This window comes from Ekhidna sp. (assembly GCF_039960695.1).
Lineage (GTDB): Bacteria > Bacteroidota > Bacteroidia > Cytophagales > Cyclobacteriaceae > Ekhidna.
In genome coordinates this window covers 72,057-91,180 of record NZ_JBDVKP010000020.1, presented here as the reverse complement: position 1 = coordinate 91,180, position 19,124 = coordinate 72,057, and the positions used below count along the sequence as shown (strand labels likewise).

14 protein-coding genes are annotated in these 19,124 nt (G+C 38.9%); 8 read left to right on the top strand and 6 right to left on the bottom strand.

Features of this window, described 5'->3' with window-relative positions; genetic code table 11:
- Nucleotides 1-12: 12 nt before the first annotated feature.
- Together scpA and ABJG98_RS16595 are read right to left on the bottom strand one after the other, a co-directional pair.
- Entirely contained in the window at nucleotides 13-2,013 is a 2,001-nt protein-coding gene (scpA, locus tag ABJG98_RS16600) for a methylmalonyl-CoA mutase (RefSeq protein ID WP_348280666.1), read from the bottom strand.
- Nucleotides 2,013-2,894 carry a methylmalonyl-CoA mutase family protein gene (locus ABJG98_RS16595; protein WP_348280665.1) on the bottom strand — a complete coding sequence of 294 codons (882 nt, stop codon included), beginning with the start codon at nucleotides 2,892-2,894 and terminating at the stop codon, nucleotides 2,013-2,015. Before ABJG98_RS16595 ends, scpA begins: the two co-directional genes overlap by 1 nt.
- 243 nt (nucleotides 2,895-3,137) lie before the next feature.
- Between ABJG98_RS16595 and dnaA the strand changes: the two genes are divergently transcribed.
- Entirely contained in the window at nucleotides 3,138-4,526 is a 1,389-nt protein-coding gene (gene dnaA, locus ABJG98_RS16590; RefSeq protein WP_348280664.1) for a chromosomal replication initiator protein DnaA, read from the top strand.
- Here dnaA and ABJG98_RS16585 read toward each other — a convergent pair.
- Nucleotides 4,523-5,947 (bottom strand): trypsin-like peptidase domain-containing protein, encoded by a 1,425-nt coding sequence (locus ABJG98_RS16585; RefSeq protein WP_348280663.1) that lies wholly within the window; start codon nucleotides 5,945-5,947, stop codon nucleotides 4,523-4,525. The two genes, dnaA and ABJG98_RS16585, sit on opposite strands and share 4 nt — an antisense overlap.
- A gap of 127 nt (nucleotides 5,948-6,074) precedes the next feature.
- Here ABJG98_RS16585 and ABJG98_RS16580 point away from each other — a divergent pair, with 127 nt between their 5' ends.
- Together ABJG98_RS16580 and rseP are read left to right on the top strand one after the other, a co-directional pair.
- The gene (locus ABJG98_RS16580) at nucleotides 6,075-7,229 is read left to right on the top strand and encodes a 1-deoxy-D-xylulose-5-phosphate reductoisomerase (protein ID WP_348280662.1); all 1,155 of its coding nucleotides are present in this window, start codon (nucleotides 6,075-6,077) and stop codon (nucleotides 7,227-7,229) included.
- Entirely contained in the window at nucleotides 7,230-8,543 is a 1,314-nt protein-coding gene (gene rseP / locus ABJG98_RS16575) for an RIP metalloprotease RseP (protein WP_348280661.1), read from the top strand.
- Here the strand turns inward: rseP and ABJG98_RS16570 are convergent.
- Nucleotides 8,540-10,540, bottom strand: coding sequence for an OmpA family protein (locus ABJG98_RS16570; RefSeq protein WP_348280660.1), 2,001 nt, complete (start codon nucleotides 10,538-10,540; stop codon nucleotides 8,540-8,542). The genes rseP and ABJG98_RS16570 overlap by 4 nt on opposite strands.
- A gap of 145 nt (nucleotides 10,541-10,685) precedes the next feature.
- Here ABJG98_RS16570 and lon point away from each other — a divergent pair, with 145 nt between their 5' ends.
- From lon to hslU, 3 genes are read left to right on the top strand one after another with little or no spacing between them, the layout of a single operon-like run.
- Entirely contained in the window at nucleotides 10,686-13,154 is a 2,469-nt protein-coding gene (lon, locus tag ABJG98_RS16565) for an endopeptidase La (RefSeq protein ID WP_348280659.1), read from the top strand.
- Nucleotides 13,151-14,143: a type IX secretion system protein PorQ gene (gene porQ / locus ABJG98_RS16560; RefSeq protein ID WP_348280658.1), complete on the top strand. Its 993-nt coding sequence runs from the start codon at nucleotides 13,151-13,153 to the stop codon at nucleotides 14,141-14,143. Before lon ends, porQ begins: the two co-directional genes overlap by 4 nt.
- Nucleotides 14,140-15,525 carry an ATP-dependent protease ATPase subunit HslU gene (gene hslU, locus ABJG98_RS16555; protein WP_348280657.1) on the top strand — a complete coding sequence of 462 codons (1,386 nt, stop codon included), beginning with the start codon at nucleotides 14,140-14,142 and terminating at the stop codon, nucleotides 15,523-15,525. The genes porQ and hslU overlap by 4 nt, the downstream gene beginning before the upstream one ends.
- Here the strand turns inward: hslU and ABJG98_RS16550 are convergent.
- Together ABJG98_RS16550 and ABJG98_RS16545 are read right to left on the bottom strand one after the other, a co-directional pair.
- Nucleotides 15,522-16,007 (bottom strand): histidine phosphatase family protein, encoded by a 486-nt coding sequence (locus ABJG98_RS16550; RefSeq protein ID WP_348280656.1) that lies wholly within the window; start codon nucleotides 16,005-16,007, stop codon nucleotides 15,522-15,524. The genes hslU and ABJG98_RS16550 overlap by 4 nt on opposite strands.
- On the bottom strand, nucleotides 16,007-17,008 hold the full coding sequence (locus ABJG98_RS16545; RefSeq protein WP_348280655.1) for a glycosyltransferase family 9 protein: 1,002 nt from the start codon (nucleotides 17,006-17,008) through the stop codon (nucleotides 16,007-16,009). Before ABJG98_RS16545 ends, ABJG98_RS16550 begins: the two co-directional genes overlap by 1 nt.
- Before the next feature lie 94 nt (nucleotides 17,009-17,102).
- Between ABJG98_RS16545 and ABJG98_RS16540 the strand changes: the two genes are divergently transcribed.
- Both ABJG98_RS16540 and ABJG98_RS16535 read left to right on the top strand, forming a co-directional pair.
- Nucleotides 17,103-17,510 carry an EVE domain-containing protein gene (locus ABJG98_RS16540; RefSeq protein WP_348280654.1) on the top strand — a complete coding sequence of 136 codons (408 nt, stop codon included), beginning with the start codon at nucleotides 17,103-17,105 and terminating at the stop codon, nucleotides 17,508-17,510.
- 30 nt (nucleotides 17,511-17,540) lie between these two features.
- Nucleotides 17,541-19,106, top strand: coding sequence for a hypothetical protein (locus ABJG98_RS16535; protein WP_348280653.1), 1,566 nt, complete (start codon nucleotides 17,541-17,543; stop codon nucleotides 19,104-19,106).
- Nucleotides 19,107-19,124: the final 18 nt, after the last annotated feature.

Genomic DNA, 19,124 nt, shown 5'->3' with positions numbered 1-19,124 from the left:
TTGCCGGTACTATCAGGCCATCAGCTTGTTAAGAATTTTAATTGCTGCCTTTGAGATAATGGTACCTGGACCAAAAATGTCCGTTACGCCTTTAGAAAGCAGTTCTTTGTGATCATTTTCAGGTATAATTCCTCCAGCGACAACCAAGATATCTCCGCGACCAAATTTCCTTAATTCTTCAATTAGCTCAGGAATTAGTGTTTTATGACCTCCGGCAAGAGATGAAGCACCAACAATGTGTACATCGTTTTCAATGGCTTGCTTTGCAACTTCTTCTGGTGTTTGGAATAGAGGCCCAATATCTACATCAAATCCTAAATCAGCAAAAGAGGTGGCAATAACCTTCGCACCACGATCGTGACCATCTTGTCCCATTTTAGCGATCATAATTCTAGGCCTTCGACCATCTAATTCTTCGAATTTATCTGAAAGAACTAGCGCTTTCTTAAAGTCTTCATTGTTTTTAATAGCTGAAGAATACACACCTGATATTGTTCTGTTTGTTGCCTGAAATCTACCAAAAACTTTCTCCATCGCAAGTGAGATTTCCCCTAATGTTGCTCTTTCTCTTGCAGCATCTATTGCCAATTCTAGCAAGTTCCCACCTGTTTTTGCTCCAGCCACAATATTTTCAAGAGTGTGGTGAACTTTCCTTTCATCGCGATTTGATTTGATTTGATTTATCCGATCAATCTGCTTTATTCGAACTTGATTATTATCTACTTCAAGTAGGTCAATATCCGTTTTTTCGTCTGTTAAAAACTTATTTACCCCGATAATGGATTCTTCACCAGAATCGATTCGAGCCTGCTTTTGCGCGGCAGCCTCTTCTATTTTCATTTTTGGATATCCCTCTTCTATTGCCTTGGACATCCCACCCATATCTTCTACTTCCTGGATAATTTCCCAACTTCTCTTAATCAGGTCATGCGTTAGTTTTTCAATATGACGAGATCCACCCATTGGGTCAACAACCTTAGTTACATTAGGCTCTTCCTGAAGGTATATTTGAGTATTTCGGGCAATTTTTGCGGAAAAATCTGTTGGTAGTGCAATAGCCTCATCTAGCGCATTGGTGTGAAGAGATTGGGTGTGTCCAAGGACTGCTGCTAAGGCTTCAATGGTGGTTCTTGCTACATTATTGAATGGATCTTGAGCTGTAAGACTGTAACCTGAAGTTTGGCTATGTGTCCGTAAGGCCATGGACTTTTCGTTCTTTGGATCGAATTTTTTAATGATTCTTGCCCAAACAACACGAGCAGCTCTCATCTTAGCAATCTCAGTGAAGAAATTCATTCCAATGCCCCAGAAAAAGGAAAGTCTTGGTGCAAATAAATCAATGTCAATTCCAGCATTAATTCCGGTACGGACATATTCAAGGCCATCCGCTAGCGTAAATGCCATTTCTAATTCAGCAGTAGCCCCTGCTTCATGCATATGATAGCCACTAATGCTTATTGAGTTGAATTTTGGCATCTTTTTAGAAGTGAATTTGAAGATGTCAGCGATGATTCTCATAGATTGAGCTGGAGGATAGATATAGGTATTCCTCACCATAAACTCCTTCAGAATGTCGTTTTGTATAGTCCCTGTCAGGTGCTCAGCTGTGACTCCCTGCTCTTCTGCTGCTACAATATAAAAGGCCATTATTGGAATCACCGCACCATTCATTGTCATGGACACCGACATCTGATCCAATGGAATTTGATCGAAGAGAATTTTCATATCTTCAACTGAATCGATTGCTACCCCTGCCTTTCCCACATCTCCCTTTACTCTAGGGTTGTCACTGTCGTACCCGCGATGAGTCGCAAGGTCAAAAGCTATGGATAACCCTTTTTGACCTGCCGCTAAATTTCTTCTATAAAAGGCGTTTGATTCCTCTGCGGTACTAAACCCAGCGTATTGACGGATAGTCCATGGTCGTGAAGTATACATGGTGGCATAGGGCCCTCGCAAGAATGGAGGAGCGCCTGCTGAAAATCCTTCGTGTAAAAAATTACCGTTACTCATTATTTCAGCTTTTCTGTTACCTGCTTTATGATTTTGTCAGTAAGCACTTCAATGTAATAGGAACCTCCACATTGGTCGCTGTAAGTTTCAATTCCACTCTCCTCACGGATCAAATTCCCAATATTTCTGCTTATTCGAGAGTCATGCGTAGCTGTCGACAAATTAATGGAATGACTGCCACCTAGAATGCTTGCTAACCCTGCGGTTGTATTTAGAAACAATTGGTGCTCTTCGGAACCATGTAAAGGTATTTCAGAGTGGATGTGTATTTTTTTTAAACTCATTTGATCAAGCAAATACCTGAGAGCTCTGACCGTGGCGATTTCAAGAAAAAAATCTGAGAGAGCAATTCGGTGAATGCAGGATTTGCCATTTATATTATTGAGTAGTTCAGTCAGCTGACTGATTGAGTTTTTCTTTTCATATGAGCTTGAGCAATCCCCATTGGGGTATTTATGAAAACCGGTGAACTTTGGTCCAATTCCTAAATCTGTGTCAGCCAGAATGTTAATGTCACAAATTTCTTGATTTACGTCACGGAGAATTATATTGAGTTCATTTGGATTTGGATTCTCTAAAATGACACCATCACAACCTCCCATTAGCGCCATCAATGCTTTTTTATTGGCAATCTCAGATTCGCTTGCTTCAATGCTCTCGTAAAGTTTCCACTGATGAGGACTAAGTGTAGTGAAAAAATCTTCCAAGTATTTTAGATTAGCAATGTCTGACTGATCGTAATACCCTTCGAGTGCAAGATTTGCATCATTTTCCCAAGCTAATTGGTTGATAGGATTTGCACCTTTAAGTTGCTTTTGAGCTAGTTGAAGCCATTGTTTCTTATCTATTGTGGGAAAAGTATTGAGGTCTAGGTTTTTCAAAATTATATTTTGTTGCGATGATCTTTTTACGAAATTAGGCTAGAAAAACTATGTTAAGAAAAATTGTATTTTTCAAAGTTTTTTTTAGTGAAATGTGCCTTAGTTTAACATATGAATCTTTTTGAAAAAATCAAGAACAAAGTCCATTTTTTTAAGAAAAAAAAATGAAACATATTTGATGCCCTTTCGAGAAATCGATAGGTCACCTAAGCCAAAATAAACCACTTCTAACTCTAATCAGAGATGCATGAATTAATTTGGAAAAACTGCCTTGAATACATAAAAGAGCGCATTCCTAACCAAAGTTTTAGTACGTGGTTTGATCCCATAAACCCCTTAAAGACAGAGAGTAACGTTCTTACAATTCAAGTTCCCAGTCAGTTTTTCTATGAGTGGCTAGAAGAGCACTACGTCCATATTCTCAAAGAAGCTATTGCAAAGGAAATGGGTGATGATGCTAGATTGGAATATTCTGTTGTAGTAGAAAATCAAGAAACGAAGAAATCTGGAGCCACTCCGCTGAAAATCAACAACCTAGCTGATAGGAATGGAAGTGTTAGTAAGGGTATAAATACTGCATTTATCGATGATCTTAAGAGTGAAAATAACTTAAATCCCACATACACCTTTGATAATTTCATTGAAGGCGATTGTAATAGACTCGGCCGTTCTGCAGGATATGCGGTCGCTAAGAAACCAGGTATTACTTCATTCAATCCATTAATGATTTATGGAGGAGTTGGTCTTGGAAAAACACATTTGGTGCAGGGAATAGGTAACTACATAAAGAAAGAAGATCCGTCGAAGAAAATCATTTATGTAGCATCGGAGAAATTTACCAATCAGTTTATTGATTCTTTAAAGAATAATAATGTTCAGAGCTTCATCTCTTATTATAGAGAAGTGGATATTCTGGTTCTTGATGATGTTCAGTTTCTAAGGGATAAGGAAAAAACTCAAGAGATTTTTTTCCACATCTTCAATCATTTACATCAGTCTGGTAAGCAGATTGTAATGACCAGTGATTGTGCACCAAAGGATTTAAAGGGTCTTCAGGAACGGTTGGTTTCACGTTTTAAGTGGGGGTTGACTGCTGATTTGCAACAGCCTGCATTTGAAACAAGAATGGCGATCATCCAACGCAAAATTCAGGAAGACGGTATCCATATCCCAGAAGAAGTGGTCGAATATATCGCTTATACAGTCGATACAAACATTCGAGAACTGGAAGGTGTCGTAGTTTCATTAATTGCTCATGCATCTCTGATGCGTGCTGAGGTTAATTTAGAACTTGCGAAGAAGGTTCTAAAAAACATTGTTAAAGAAATTGACTCGGAGGTTGGTATAGACTACATCCAGAAAACAGTTTCTGACTATTTCCATGTGGGGCAAGATGATTTAAAAGCAAAGACCCGCAAGAAGGAAATTGTAATAGCACGCCAGGTAGCTATGTATTTCTCAAAAGATTATACCAACCATTCATTGAAATCTATAGGTTATCATTTTGGAGGACGGGATCACAGTACAGTCATTCATGCATTACAGTCTGTAAACGACATGATTGATACTGACGCAAAGTTCAGATACTCTGTTGACGAATTGAAGAAGAAATTAAAAATGCGTACCGCCTAACGTCTGAACGGGTAGTACACTTTTCTTCCTCTTTTATCGATACCGATTACATCGAATCTACCACGAACATTTTCGAGCGCTTTGGCTAACTCTTCTGGTTTATTTATTGCTCTACTGTTGATCTGAGTAATGATGAACCCTTTTGGTATTCCGAGGTTAGCAAAAAATCCATTGCTTTTGTAGTCTACAACTTTAACGCCACTAGCAATACCCAAAAGGTCACGCTCCACTTTAGAAACGCTTTCGAAACTAGCTTCTAGATCTTCGGCATAGTATATATTCCGTTTCAGGATACTTGTTGTTCCTTCACGATTAGTGAGTACAAGCTCTCTATTGATCATTTCTTTATCTCTTTCCACTAAGATGGTTAATTTATCTCCTGGATAACTTTTCGCAATCAGTTCTTCAAGGATTGCCTTACTTCTAATTTGAGAATTGTTAATTTTTCTAATAACATCCCTTTTCTTCAAACCTGCTCTGTCAGCTGCTCCATCTTCTTTTACCTCTGCGACGATCACTCCATCCAAGTCTTCAACGCCCATTCTGTCTGCAAGCTCACTATCAATTTCGATGAATTCAGCACCAGTAAAGGCTTTCTGGACTTCCCCATATTTTATCAAGTCGTTAAAAACCTTTTTGACAATATTTACGGGGATTGCGAATCCATATCCAGCATAAGATCCTGTCCGTGAAAGAATTGCCGTATTGATACCGATCAACTCACCATTGGCATTTACTAATGCACCACCACTGTTACCAGGATTGATTGCAGCATCTGTCTGTATAAAGCTTTCTATTGGAAATTTGTCTCTTAGGATGTTTATGTTTCTGCCCTTTGCACTGACGATACCAGCAGTTACAGTAGATGTTAGATTGAAAGGGTTACCTACGGCAAGAACCCATTCTCCAACCTGGACTTGCTCAGAATTTCCTTTAGCTATTGCTGGAAGTTCATTTGAATTAATTTTGATTACGGCTAAATCAGAACTTGGATCTCTGCCAACTAATTCTGCTCGATAACTTCTTTTCCCTGCTATTACGGTGATCTCGTCTGCATCCATGATTACATGGTTGTTCGTCACTATGTAGCCATCTTCTGCGAAAACCACCCCCGATCCACTCCCAATTTGCTGTGAAGAGCGAGGTTCAAAAAACCAATCCATCCAGCCTCCTGTTCGGTAGTCAACTTCACTTAAGGTTTGAATAAAGACCACACTACCCGTACTTTTTTTAGAAGCATCAACAAAATTTTCATTTGGGATGCTAGCAGAGTATGCCACGTTGCTGACTTGCGAGGGTGGCAATTCAGGAACAACATATTTTGCTGAATTATCCACTTCCTTATTGGAAATTTGATTAACAAATAGTGCTCCGAGCGCTCCTGAAATCAACGCTAACAAAATGGTTTTGACTTGGTCCATAACGTGCTATTTTATCAATAGAATTTAAACTTAAATCAATCAAAAATTATTCAATCTGATTGTTAAAAAATGCAAACTCTTACCTTTGCCGACTGTTCTTTTTAAAAAGAAGGCAGAATCGACCTAAATGAAGAAAAGAAATATAGCCATTCTTGGCTCCACAGGTTCTATTGGAACACAAGCACTTGATGTAATTAAGCGACATCCTGACAGTTTTGAAGTAGAGGTATTGACCGCTCAAAACAGCGCTGATTTACTCATCACCCAAGCCCTTGAATTTAAACCAAATAGTGTAGTCATTGTTAATGAAGAGTATTATCAACAAGTTTTTGATGCTTTGAATCCACATGATATCAAGGTATACGCTGGTGAAAATGCACTTGCAGCAGTGGTTGAAATGGAATCTATTGACATGGTATTAACTGCCTTGGTTGGATATTCTGGACTGCTACCTACAATAAGAGCGATAAATGCGGGAAAAGCTATTGCCTTAGCAAATAAGGAAACCTTAGTTGTTGCCGGAGAGCTTATTACAAAACTTGCACAGGAGAAGGGAGTCAATATTCTTCCAGTCGATTCGGAACATTCAGCGATTTTTCAATGTATTGTCGGAGAATTCCACAATCCGATTGAAAAACTAATTCTAACAGCTTCGGGAGGTCCATTTAGAGGCAAAGACAGAAAGTTGCTGGCATCTGCGACTAAAGAGCAAGCACTAAAACATCCGAACTGGGATATGGGAGCTAAAATCACCATTGATTCTGCTACTATGATGAATAAAGGACTTGAGGTTATAGAGGCTAAGTGGCTATTTGGTGTCCAATTAGATCAAGTAGAAGTGATCGTTCATCCTCAATCTATTGTTCATTCCATAGTTCAATTTGAAGATGGATCCATGAAGGCACAGATGGGACTACCAGACATGCGAGTACCCATTCAGTTTGCGATGACCTATCCCCAACGTTTAAAAGCAGATTATCCAAGATTTGACTTTTTAGATTATCCTGAGCTAACCTTTGAAAAGCCAGATGTGGAAACTTTTCGTAACCTTGGGTTAGCTTTTGAAGTTGCAAAGGAGGGGGGAAATCAACCGTGTATTTTGAACGCAGCAAATGAAATTGCTGTTCAAGCTTTTCTAGAAGATAAAGTTGGATTCCTCGAGATTTCGGATGTGATTGAAAATTGCCTAAAAAAGGTGAGCTATATTCGCAATCCTGAAATAGAAGATTTTATTCAAACGGACAAAGAAACAAGGGCCAAAGCGCTCGAATTGATAAAATAAATGGAGACTTTAATAATGGTAGGACAGCTTCTTTTAGGGCTGTCGATTTTGGTAGGCGTTCACGAATGGGGGCATCTTATTGCTGCAAAGGCATTTGGAATGCGGGTTGAAAAATATTCGATTGGTTTTCCTCCGAAAATTTGGGGTAAGAAATTTGGTGAAACAGAATATTCTATTGGAGCAATTCCTTTAGGTGGTTTTGTGAAGATTTCAGGTATGATTGATGAATCTTTGGATACAAAATCTCTGAATGAAGAACCGGAACCTTGGGAATTCAGAGCCAAGCCAGCATGGCAAAGATTGATTGTAATGATGGGTGGAATCATTGTAAATGTGGTCACCGGTATCATAATCTTTATCGGACTAGCCATGGCTAATGGAGAAGCATATCTTCCCAAAGAAGCTTTGAATGAAAATGGAATTGTTGCATACGACCTTGGAGAACAATTAGGTTTTAAAACTGGCGATAAGATATTGGCCATTAATGGTCAGAACTATGAGAGATTTTCTGACTTATTGAGTCCAGACTTATTATTGGGTTCAGATAATTATTACACGGTGCTCAGAGATGGAAGAGAGGTTCGTGTAGACATGCCAAATGACTTCATTGATAAATTTGCTGATAAGAAAAACAGGGTGAGAGTAATTGATCCCAGAATCCCTTTTTCTGTTCAGTCCGTAGTGCCGGGCTCGCTGGCTGCTAAGGCAGGGATTAAGGCTGGAGACATATTTGTTTCTATAAACGGAAGTGAGATTAATTATTTTGATCAATTGAGTTCAATGTTGGACGAACTGAAAGGTCAAGAAATAACTCTGCAGACAAAGCGAGAGGGGGAAACCATTGATATGAAAACAAAAGTTGATAATGATGGAACACTTGGATTTATTGCTCAATACGAACTTAACTATGTAAGCAGAGAATTTACATTTGGAGAGGCAATCGGCGAAGGAACCTATAATGCTTTTGCTGTGGTTTGGCTTAATATCAAAGGATTTAAGAAAATGTTTGCTGGTGACGTAGACGTAAGAAAATCACTCTCTGGACCAATTCGAATTGCTACATTTTTTGGTGGAACCTGGGATTGGAATAATTTCTGGAGAATTGTCGGACTCCTATCAATGGTTCTTGCATTCATGAATTTTTTGCCAATTCCAGCATTGGACGGGGGTCATGTTATGTTCCTCACATGGGAAATTGTAACTGGCAGAAGGCCATCGGATAGATTCCTGGAAAATTCTCAGAAAGTAGGTATGGTAATCCTTTTGTCGCTTATGGCATTCGTAATTATCAACGATACCATTAGCTTATTTTAGAAGTCATTATCAGCTCCTTCCGATTCTTCTATCGGAGGAGCTTCTCTATAAATTTCAAACTCTACACGCCGATTTAGCTTTCTGTCCGCTTCGGTTACTTCATTTTCAATGATGGGCTTGGTGTCGCCATACCCTTCAGCCTGTACTCGTTCCTTGATTATGCCGGCAAAGATGACAATGTAATCTCTAATGTTTTGAGCACGCTCTTTTGATAGCTGCAGGTTCTTCTCAGAATCACCCACTGAGTCGGTATGACCAGAAATTCGAAGCTTAAAGTCTGCATTGTCATAAAGAAAATTAACCACCTTATTGAGGTCTGCATACATTTCAGTTTTAAGCTCGGCCTTACCGACATCAAACTCGATGGACTCAAACTTCATTTTTGATGCAAGAGGTTGAGTGACGGTATTCATTTCCATAGGCCCATCCAAATAAAACACTTCTTCTATACGGAAGAAATCATCGCCTTGCAAAATGAGTAGATAGTTTCGCTGGTTTATCAGGTCAAATTGGAAGGAACCGTCAGCATTGAGAAACTTAGGAGCAACCTCATTTCCTTTATCTAAATCAATGATGGATACAATACCCTGAAAAGGAGCTCCTGTCAATGAATCAGAGAGCGTGCCGGATACTGATGTTGTTGCCTCTGGCTGTGCCTCCATTGGAAGTGGGAAAGAGTATATATCTTGTTTGTTCAGATCTCTGGTGGAGGATCTTGCATAAAATAATAGCTCAGATTCTGAATCTATTGTGAAGTAAAATTCACTACCTCTTCCATTAACAAGTGGTCCGATATTTTGTGGTTCTGTCCAATATCCATCTTTATGATAGGCCTTATAGATGTCAAACTCACCAAAGTTGTATAGTTGTCCCTGAGAGCTAAAGTAGAGAACGTCATAGACAGGATGGTAAAATGGACTTACATCATTTTGACGAGTGTTGATCACAGGACCCAGGTTGAGTGCCGCAGACCATCTTCCCCTCTCATCCCTGGTGGTGTAATAGATATCTGATAGTCCGAAGCCTCCTAAGCGATCTGAAGCGAAATAGAGGGTATCACCCGAGTGTGAAAGTGCCGGATGTGAATCCCATGCCAAGCTATTTATACTTACACCCAGATTTTCCGGCCGGGTCCAGGTACTATCATTTTGTAGAGTTGCTATAAATAGATCACAATCTCCGTAAGAATCCGGTGAATCGCATCTTGAAAATACAAGCGTCTTTCCATCTCCACTAAGACATGGAGAGCCTTCATTATAATGAGAATTGAGCTTATCAATAGGTTTAGCCTTAGACCATGTACCATATGGATCCTTGTGACTAAAAAACAGATCTTCATCTTCTCTGAAGCGGATGGTTTCATCCACTTTTTTTCTTTTAGAGGTGAAGACTAAAATATTGTTGTGAATATTTAAGGAAGGGCCATAATCAGCGCTCGAACTATTGACGAGCATGCCCATATTCAAAAGCACACCTCGTGGAGGCTGCAAAGTGTCAATCAATTTTCTATGTTCGACCAATTCATAGTAGTAATCTATTGGGACAAATTGTTCCGCTGCTTGTCTGTTTAACGAGTCGTAATAGAGCTCAATTTCTTTGATATTGATGCCTTGATAATGATGCCGCAAGACCATTCTGTAGAGTGTCTTAGCTTCATCTGGATCACCGAATAATTCGGTCATCTTTGCTAATTTCCAGATGAGTCGAGTGTCCTTATAGAAGTTACGTATTCCAAATCGACTAACATAGTCTTTGAGGGCTACATAAAGCTCTTCCCACTTTTCAGCTTTATCCAACTCGATGATACGCTCAAGTTTTTGCTTATTGAAGTATTCCGGATACTTATTAATTCCATTGAATTCATACGCATTAAATACAACATCTTTTGGAATAGAGTCTGTAACGATTTGCACTTCTTTCCTGCCTCTTTGTGCAGAGGCACAAAGTGTTATCAGAACTAAAAAAAGTCCAATATGGCGATGGAAATTACGGCGCATGCTGTCGATTCGTCAGTAAAAATTAAAATTAATTTAAAGTTAGCACTATTTGCCATGTGCTTCTACTTTGGCATAGCGATTGACAATTATGTACCTTTCCCACAATCGTGGGGACGTGTACGTTTTATCTGACACATTGGCATTTATGAGTGAAGCTAATTTGAAATCATATTTTATACCAGAGTTTGTAGACGAAGATTCAGAAGAACTGATTCAAATTATATCTCCTGAGGATAGTCAAATGGAGGAATCTGATCTACCTGAAGATCTACCGATTCTTCCAATAAGAAATACAGTCCTTTTTCCTGGAGTGGTGTTGCCTATCACTGTAGGCAGAACTAAGTCTATTCGGTTGGTTAAGAAAGCGTATCGAGGCGATCGCATTATTGGAGTGCTCGCACAGAAGAATGTAAAGACTGAAGAGCCAACATTCAAGGATCTTTATGAGATAGGTACAATTGCTAAAATCTTGAAAATGATCGTTTTGCCAGATGGCAATACCACAATCATCATTCAAGGACAAAAACGCTTTCGCATTACAGCGCAAGTGCAGGAAGATCCTCATCATATTGTGAAATATGAAACTGTGCCTGATAAGTCAAATGCGCTTTCTAAAAAAGAGCAAAAAGCGATCATTCAATCGCTAAAGGATACAGCAACCAAAATAATGGGTCTAAGTCCGGAAATTCCAAAGGAAGCCAGAATTGCTGTTGACAATATTGATAGCTTCAACTTCCTCACTCATTTCCTTTCATCGAATGTAAATGCAGAGGTTGGGGATAAGCAGTCGCTACTAGAAATAGATGATCCGAAAGCAAGATCCGAAAAATTACTTCAGTTCATGCTGAAGGATTTGCAAATGCTTGAATTGAAACAAGAAATTCAAGACAAGGTTCATACAGACATTGACCAGCAACAACGAGATTACTTTCTGCGTCAGCAGATCAGAATACTTCAAGACGAATTAGGTCAGGATGGGCCTGATCAGGAAGTAGAAGCACTGCGCAAGAGTGGAGATAAGAAGGATTGGCCGGAAGAAGTAAAAGAACACTTCAACAAGGAGCTGGATAAAATCTTACGAATGAACCCTGCTGCGGCAGAATTTCCAGTGGCCATGAGTTATGCTGAGCTTTTGATTGATTTGCCATGGAATGAAGTAACGGAAGACAACTTTGATCTGAAAAATGCTCGCAAAGTATTGGATCGAGATCACTTTGGATTAGAAAAGGTTAAAGATAGAATCATTGAATACCTAGCTGTAAGAAAGCTAAAAAAAGATTTAAAGGGACCCATTTTATGTTTATACGGACCCCCAGGAGTAGGAAAGACCTCTTTAGGAAAGTCCATCGCTGACGCTCTAAATCGAAAATATGTACGAATGTCTTTAGGTGGCGTGCACGATGAAGCAGAGGTAAGGGGTCATCGCAAGACATACATTGGTGCGATGCCAGGAAAGATCATACAAAACCTGAATCGGGCAAAATCCTCCAATCCTGTGTTTATACTTGACGAAATTGATAAAGTCAGTTCTGATTATAGAGGAGATCCATCTTCGGCACTGCTTGAAGTGTTAGACCCTGAACAGAACTCTACTTTTAAGGATAATTATCTTGAAGTAGATTATGATCTATCAAAGGTATTGTTCATAGCCACAGCAAATTCTTTGGATACGATTCAACCTGCCCTGAGGGATCGAATGGAAATGATAGATGTCAGTGGGTATACATTGGAGGAGAAGGTAGAGATCGCTAAAAAGCACCTTATTCCAAAACAAAGGAAAGAACATGGTCTTAAAGCTTTAGATATTTCTTTTGATAAGTCCGCGATTACAAAACTTGTAAATGACTATACCAGAGAATCTGGTGTTCGTAGCCTGGAAAGGAAAGTAGCAGCAGTAATCCGCTCGATTGCCAAATCAGTGGCTATGGAAGAAGGGTATGATGCTAAAATCACCGATCAAAGAGTTCGAGAAATTTTGGGACCCGAAATTTTTGATAAGGACAATTATGAAGATAATTCTGTTCCTGGCGTTGTCACCGGACTTGCTTGGACTCCATCAGGAGGTGATATTCTATTTATTGAGTCTTCTTTAAGTCGTGGGAAAGGTAAATTGACATTATCTGGACAGCTAGGAGATGTCATGAAAGAATCAGCAGTAGCTGCCTTAAGCTATCTAAGGTCTCACTCTGAGATTTTGGGTATTGATCATCGCGTATTTGATAATTACGATTTGCATGTACATGTGCCTGCAGGTGCTATTCCCAAAGATGGTCCATCAGCCGGTATCACAATGCTTACTTCGTTGGCTTCTGTTTTTACTCAACGGAAGGTGAAAAAGCAGCTAGCAATGACAGGTGAAATCACACTTCGAGGCAAAGTTTTGCCAGTTGGGGGCATCAAAGAAAAAATCCTAGCTGCTCGGAGAGCAGGGATTAAGGAAATAATCATGTGCAATAGGAATGAGAAAGACCTAGAAGAAATCAATCCGAAATATCTAAAAGGTTTAAAAATTCATTTTGTTGCACATGTACCCGAAGTGTTGGAAATAGCGTTAACAAAACAAAAAGCAAGCAACGCGGTTGAATTTATCCTTCCCGAAGAAAAGAAAGATTGAGAGTTTTTATCCTAATAGCATGTTTCATCCCATTACTGGGTTGGTCACAGATTGGTGGTCAGCTAGGCTATCAGTCGTTGAATTTGACAACAAACCCTAGAGCAGCTGCTCTTGGAGGAACTGCTATTTCATTTGGCGATGGAGATATTTCACAGTTTTTTGAGAATCCTGCCACGCTTGATTCGGTTAGAGCCAAGAATATTTTCTTCCAGATCAATCCATATTTTGCAGATGTATTCGTCTATTCAGGAGCGTATACTTTCAACGTAGCTTCTATGGGGACTTTTTCGGCAGGATTGACATATGTGAACTTTGGGTCATTCAATATGACCGATGAGTCTGGCAATCAATTAGGTACATTCCAAGCTCAGGATTATACTGTTCAAATAGGTAAAGCTCACCAGCTTGGTCTATTTACCTTAGGAGCTAGTGTAAAACTCTCACATTCATCAATAGAAAGCTACGGCTCTACTGCTATTTTAATGGATGTAGGAGGTATCTTCCGAGTAAATAAAAACTGGACCGTGGCTATGGTTTTTAAGAATATCGGTGCAAAAATTACAGAGTATTCGTCCTTCTCTTCGCCTCAGGTTCCATTTGATGTAAAACTTGGAAGTACTTTTAAGCCACAATACATGCCATTACGCTTTACTCTAACAACAACAAATCTTGCTAATAATAATATTTCGCTTGCTCAAAATGATGCCGGTAGGTCTAGTAAAACGTTAGATAAAATATGGAAGAGAGTAAACCTCGGTGCAGAAGTTTTGTTGAGTGAAAACTTTCAATTATTAGTAGGCTATAGCCATAAGCGAAAACAAGAATTGCGATTGGATGATTCAGGAGCTGGTGCTGGCTTTTCTTATGGGTTAATGGTAAGAATAAAAAGAATTGAGCTGCGATTTTCAAGAGCGACGTACCATGCAGCAGGCGGGAGTAGTTTCATTAGCCTGAGAACAGATTTGAACGATTTTAAGAAGATTTTATGAGCGGAATAAAGAACGATTTGACACCAAGACAGATAGTTGAAGAACTTGATAAGTACATCATTGGACAGAAAGATGCCAAGCGAAATGTAGCAATTGCACTAAGAAACCGATGGAGAAGGATGAATGTAAAGGAGGAAATACAAGGAGAGATAGTCCCCAACAACATTCTGTTAATAGGATCTACTGGTGTTGGAAAAACAGAGATAGCTAGAAGACTCGCAAAAATCGCTGATGCACCATTCACTAAAGTGGAGGCTTCAAAATTTACTGAGGTAGGTTATGTGGGACGAGATGTTGAAAGCATGGTAAGAGATTTAGTGGAGCAAGCTGTAAATATGGTTAAGGTGGCTAAGAAGGAAGAAGTAAAAGAGAAGGCTGCCGAAGTTGTTGAAGGCATTATCCTAGACGCACTTATTCCGCCTCTAAAGGGCACACCAAATGCCTACGCTACTAAAATTGGGAGTGATGAGCCCGAAAACGAAATAGAACTCAATGAGCAGACAAGAGCTCGTTTCCGAGAAAAGATAAGAAACGGTGAGTTGGATGACAGAAAAATTGAAATTGACGTAACCGCAAATCCGTCTGGCAATGTTGGGATGGTAGGTGGAGGTATGGATGAAGCCTCAATGATCAACATCCAAGAGATGATCGGCAATATGATGCCAAAGAAAAAGAAGAAACGCAAGGTGACTATTGCCGAGGCACGTAAAATCTTGCTAGAAGATGAAGCTGCTAAGATGATAGATATGGACGAGGTAAAAGATGAAGCAATATTCAAGGCTGAAAATACTGGGATCATCTTCATAGATGAGGTAGACAAGATTGCCAAAGGAGGAGATGGAGGTAAAGGGCCAGATGTAAGTAGAGAAGGAGTTCAGAGAGATTTATTGCCTATTGTTGAAGGTAGCGCCGTAAATACCAAATATGGTATTATCAACACTGACCATGTATTATTTGTAGCAGCAGGAGCCTTTCATTTCAGTAAACCTTCCGATTTAATTCCAGAACTTCAAGGTCGATTCCCCATTCGCGTAGAATTGGACAATCTGACAAAAGAAGATTTTCTAAGAATTCTTACTGAACCAAAAAATGCACTTACAAAACAGTATGAAGCATTGGTGGCCGCTGAAGAAGTGAAATTAACATTTCAGGCGGAAGCGCTAGAAGAGATAGCAGAAATGGCATTTCAAATCAACGAAGAAGTAGAAAACATTGGAGCCAGAAGACTCCACACAGTTATGAGTAAACTTTTGAATGAAATCCTATTTGACATTCCGGATACGATAGGTCCCAATGCCCAGATTGTAATTGACAAGCAGACAGTAGAAGAGAAACTAGCTGGTCTTGTTAAGGATAAAGATCTAAGCAGGTATATACTTTAGATCTCTTTAGGGAAGTAAAAGAAGGCAAGCATACCTCCACCAAACTCTACGTCTTTCCAGTATTTGACATTGAAGTTGATCCCAACTATTCCACAGGTTGGGATGTTATCAAAGTTGAGATTAGCTAGTGCATTGACGGCACTAGTAAATCCTGGATTGTGACCAAATAAAGAAAGTTTTTCGCAGTTGGGAGCCTGTTTGATTACACTTAATATTTCTGAAGCACCCGCATGATATAGCTTTTTATTTAGCCTAATCTGACCCTCATCAATATCCATCTTGTCACAAATGTGAAGAGCTGTATAAAATGCGCGACTTGCGGTGCTTGAGATCAAAACCTCAGGTCGGGGTTGATGTTCTTTCAAATGTTGGCCCATTTTTATTACATCTTTTCTACCACGCTTACCCAATGGTCTGTCATGGTCATTCAGATCAAATGCCCAGGAAGATTTTGCATGCCGTATTAAATAAAGTGTCTTCATTACTCAGGTAAATAGAAGTCAAAACTTAAGTCATTCATACATTTAAAATGTCCTTTCGGACAATTATTGAAACCGGTTTTAGAACATGGTCTGCAGCTCAATTTATTATTCTCAAAAACAGTAAACTGTGTGCGATACGGATATGTTCCGAAATAAGGAGTTGTATTCCCCCAAATCGAATAGATATTTTTTTTAAATACAGCCGCTATGTGCATCATCACATTGTCGTATGTAAAAACCCAATTCGCATTTTTAATGAGCGAGGCACTTTGATTAAAATTAAATTTCCCGCAGGCATTAAAAATGATTGTTTTTTTATTGAGCTCCTCAATCGCTTCTTCTTCTGCGAGCGTTCCTTGCCTAAAGAATTTTTCGACTTCACAGGCAATCTTCAAATCTGCTCGGTCTCCAATAAGTACTATGGGCTTATTGATTCGATCACAAAGCTCAATAAGCCTATTGATCGGTAGTTTTTTTGTATGATGTGAAGCACTTAGAGCAATAGCTACATATCCATTTTGATGAGATTTAGGTAGCCATTCATTTTCAACTTTATCCTTTTCAGGAATAAAAAAGTCAAGACCTAAATTATCTCCTGTAATCCCCAGTGGCTTTAGCAAGCCAATAAGTTGATCTGCTAAATGGGCTCTTGGTAATCGATTAATCTTGGTTTTTACATATAGCCAATCAAAAAAAGGCTTTTTATCAAAAGCGATCAAGTTTTTGAATAGACCAAGCCTTAAAAATTTGGATCTCGCATTATTTCTTAAATCAATAACCCAATCAAATCCTTGTTTAGCAAAATTTGCTCGAAGCTCAACTATTGGTAAATCATAATCATATTTTCTATTGATGTATGGATTATGCTGTAATAGATCGTCGAATACTTTCTTAATAACCACGTGAACTTCCGCATCTAATTCTGTCTTAAGTAGACGGATTACAGGTGTGGCTAATAGCACTTTTTCGCTGGAAACTGCACCAATAATTAGTATCTTCATAAAGGTAAAAATGTTATAAACGCAAATTGTTTGAAAGCGAATACAATTTAGCCTTTGAGACATACAAGAATAATTCTTCAAACAAATCAAAACGATGAACTACTGGTTAATAAAAAGCGAGCCCAATACATATTCCTGGGATGATTTTGTACAATTGGGACGAGACCATTGGGATGGGGTAAGAAATTTTAAAGCTCGAAACAACATCAAACAAATGAAGGTTGGAGATTTATGCCTCTTTTATCACAGTGTGAAAGAAAAATCAGTAGTTGGTATTGCGGAGGTTGTGAAGGAGTATTACAAAGATCCAACTACAGATGATCATCGCTGGTATGTTATGGATATTGTTCCTCTGAGGAAGCTTAAGAGGCCCGTCACATTGGCGGAAGTGAAGGCAGATGACCGTTTGAGTGAGATGCAACTGGTCAGGTATTCTCGACTCTCCGTGCAGGGCGTGAAAAAAGAAGAGTTTGATATTATTTTGGAAATGAGCGAACGATAGGGAAAATAAAGACGTAAGTGTTTATATCATATGAAGAAAATTTTACTTGTACTCCTCCTACTTCCATTATTTACTTTTTCTCAACGAAAAAAAGACAGAGACACAAGTGCGGTGATTTTACAACCCAATCGGATAGAGTTTGAAAAGGTAAGTGAACACTCAGAATTTTACGTGGTTCCGGGGAATACGGATGGAATTTTGGTTGCAGAAGAAACAGTGGAAGTAGCCAAAGGAGGTGGAGATATTTGGAAGATAAATCTTATAGATACCGCACTTCAAATAAAATGGTCGCAAAATTTAATTATTCCAGTTGGAGGTGGAATACTTGGACATGAATACTTCGATGGAAGATTCTACTTACTTTTTAGTAAGAATAAATTTAGAAGCGAAGATTTAATTGTTTATCAATTTATTGCCAAAACCCAGGAATATGTAGCCTATGAAATAACCACTGTTTTCCCCATTGAAATTACTCATTTCGAATCTGTGGGTGAAACGCTGCTTATAGCTGGATATGCCAATTATCGCCCTGTTGTTATTACTTACAACATCAACGATCGGATTCCTCGGGTCGTTCCTGGATTTTACGACAATAAGAATAACATACTTGACTTGGTTGTTGATGAAAGATCTAAGCTTTTCACTGTTATTCTGGCAGAGAAAATGAGAAATAAAAAATATACGGTCCGAGTAAGGACTTTCACTGATAAGGGAGATATAATTCAAGACAACCTCTTAAATCCAGGTGAAAAAAGAAGTTTACTAGATGCTGCAAGCACCACCTTTGCTGGTGGACTTCAATATTTAGCCGGCACTCAGTCACGAAAATCAAGTCAATACAGTCAGGGCTTTTATTTGAGTAAGTTCATCAACGGCCAGCAGCAGTTTAACAAGTACTTTCCATTTGCAGACCTCAATAACTTCTTTGGCCACCTTAAACCAAAGCGAGAAGAGCGTATAATGAATAGAATAGAACGTAAAAAGGAAAGAGGAAAAATCAAGAAATTCAATTATCGACTCTTAGTTCATAAAATTCTTGAGCGAGATGGAGAGTATATAATGATAGCTGAAGCATACTATCCAAGGTACAGTTATGCATCTACTTCAACGGCTGGGTCCTATGGAGGCTATGGATATACGCCACCTGTAGGTGGAAGAAATCCCTATTTTTTAGGATATAAGTATACACATGCAGTAGTTGTCGGATTTGATCAAAATTGTAACGTCCTCTGGGATCAGACTTTCAAAATAGAGGATATTCAAACCTATTCAGTGGAAGAAAATGTAATCGTTAGCGCATCTGGTGACCGAGTGATCTTAATGTATCTTGAGGAAAATGAGATTCGTTCTAAAGTGGTTCAAAGGAATGAAATAGTTGAAGGAAGGACGTTTAACCCTGTAAAGCTTTCTTTCGAAACCGATGAATTAAAGTCTAAAGACCCTAGTGTTGAAGGGCTTAAAAGATGGTACGATGAAACTTTATTTGCTTATGGAGAACAATCCATAAAGAACCTCACTGCAATCCCCGGAAAGACTACTCGGAAAGTTTTTTACATTAATAAGATTCAATACGATCTAGATAGGCAGCCGAATTAATAGTTACATATTACTTTT

Bases quoted from the DNA above. Each gene is read 5' to 3' on its own strand.
- ABJG98_RS16580 (WP_348280662.1), top strand. From the start codon at position 6,075: ATGAAGAAAAGAAATATAGCCATTCTTGGCTCCACAGGTTCTATTGGA.
- ABJG98_RS16550 (WP_348280656.1), bottom strand. From the start codon at position 16,007: ATGAAGACACTTTATTTAATACGGCATGCAAAATCTTCCTGGGCATTT.
- rseP (WP_348280661.1), top strand. From the start codon at position 7,230: ATGGAGACTTTAATAATGGTAGGACAGCTTCTTTTAGGGCTGTCGATT.
- ABJG98_RS16570 (WP_348280660.1), bottom strand. From the start codon at position 10,540: ATGCGCCGTAATTTCCATCGCCATATTGGACTTTTTTTAGTTCTGATA.
- ABJG98_RS16540 (WP_348280654.1), top strand. From the start codon at position 17,103: ATGAACTACTGGTTAATAAAAAGCGAGCCCAATACATATTCCTGGGAT.
- ABJG98_RS16535 (WP_348280653.1), top strand. From the start codon at position 17,541: ATGAAGAAAATTTTACTTGTACTCCTCCTACTTCCATTATTTACTTTT.
- ABJG98_RS16585 (WP_348280663.1), bottom strand. From the start codon at position 5,947: ATGGACCAAGTCAAAACCATTTTGTTAGCGTTGATTTCAGGAGCGCTC.
- hslU (WP_348280657.1), top strand. From the start codon at position 14,140: ATGAGCGGAATAAAGAACGATTTGACACCAAGACAGATAGTTGAAGAA.
- dnaA (WP_348280664.1), top strand. From the start codon at position 3,138: ATGCATGAATTAATTTGGAAAAACTGCCTTGAATACATAAAAGAGCGC.
- ABJG98_RS16545 (WP_348280655.1), bottom strand. From the start codon at position 17,008: ATGAAGATACTAATTATTGGTGCAGTTTCCAGCGAAAAAGTGCTATTA.
- lon (WP_348280659.1), top strand. From the start codon at position 10,686: ATGAGTGAAGCTAATTTGAAATCATATTTTATACCAGAGTTTGTAGAC.
- scpA (WP_348280666.1), bottom strand. From the start codon at position 2,013: ATGAGTAACGGTAATTTTTTACACGAAGGATTTTCAGCAGGCGCTCCT.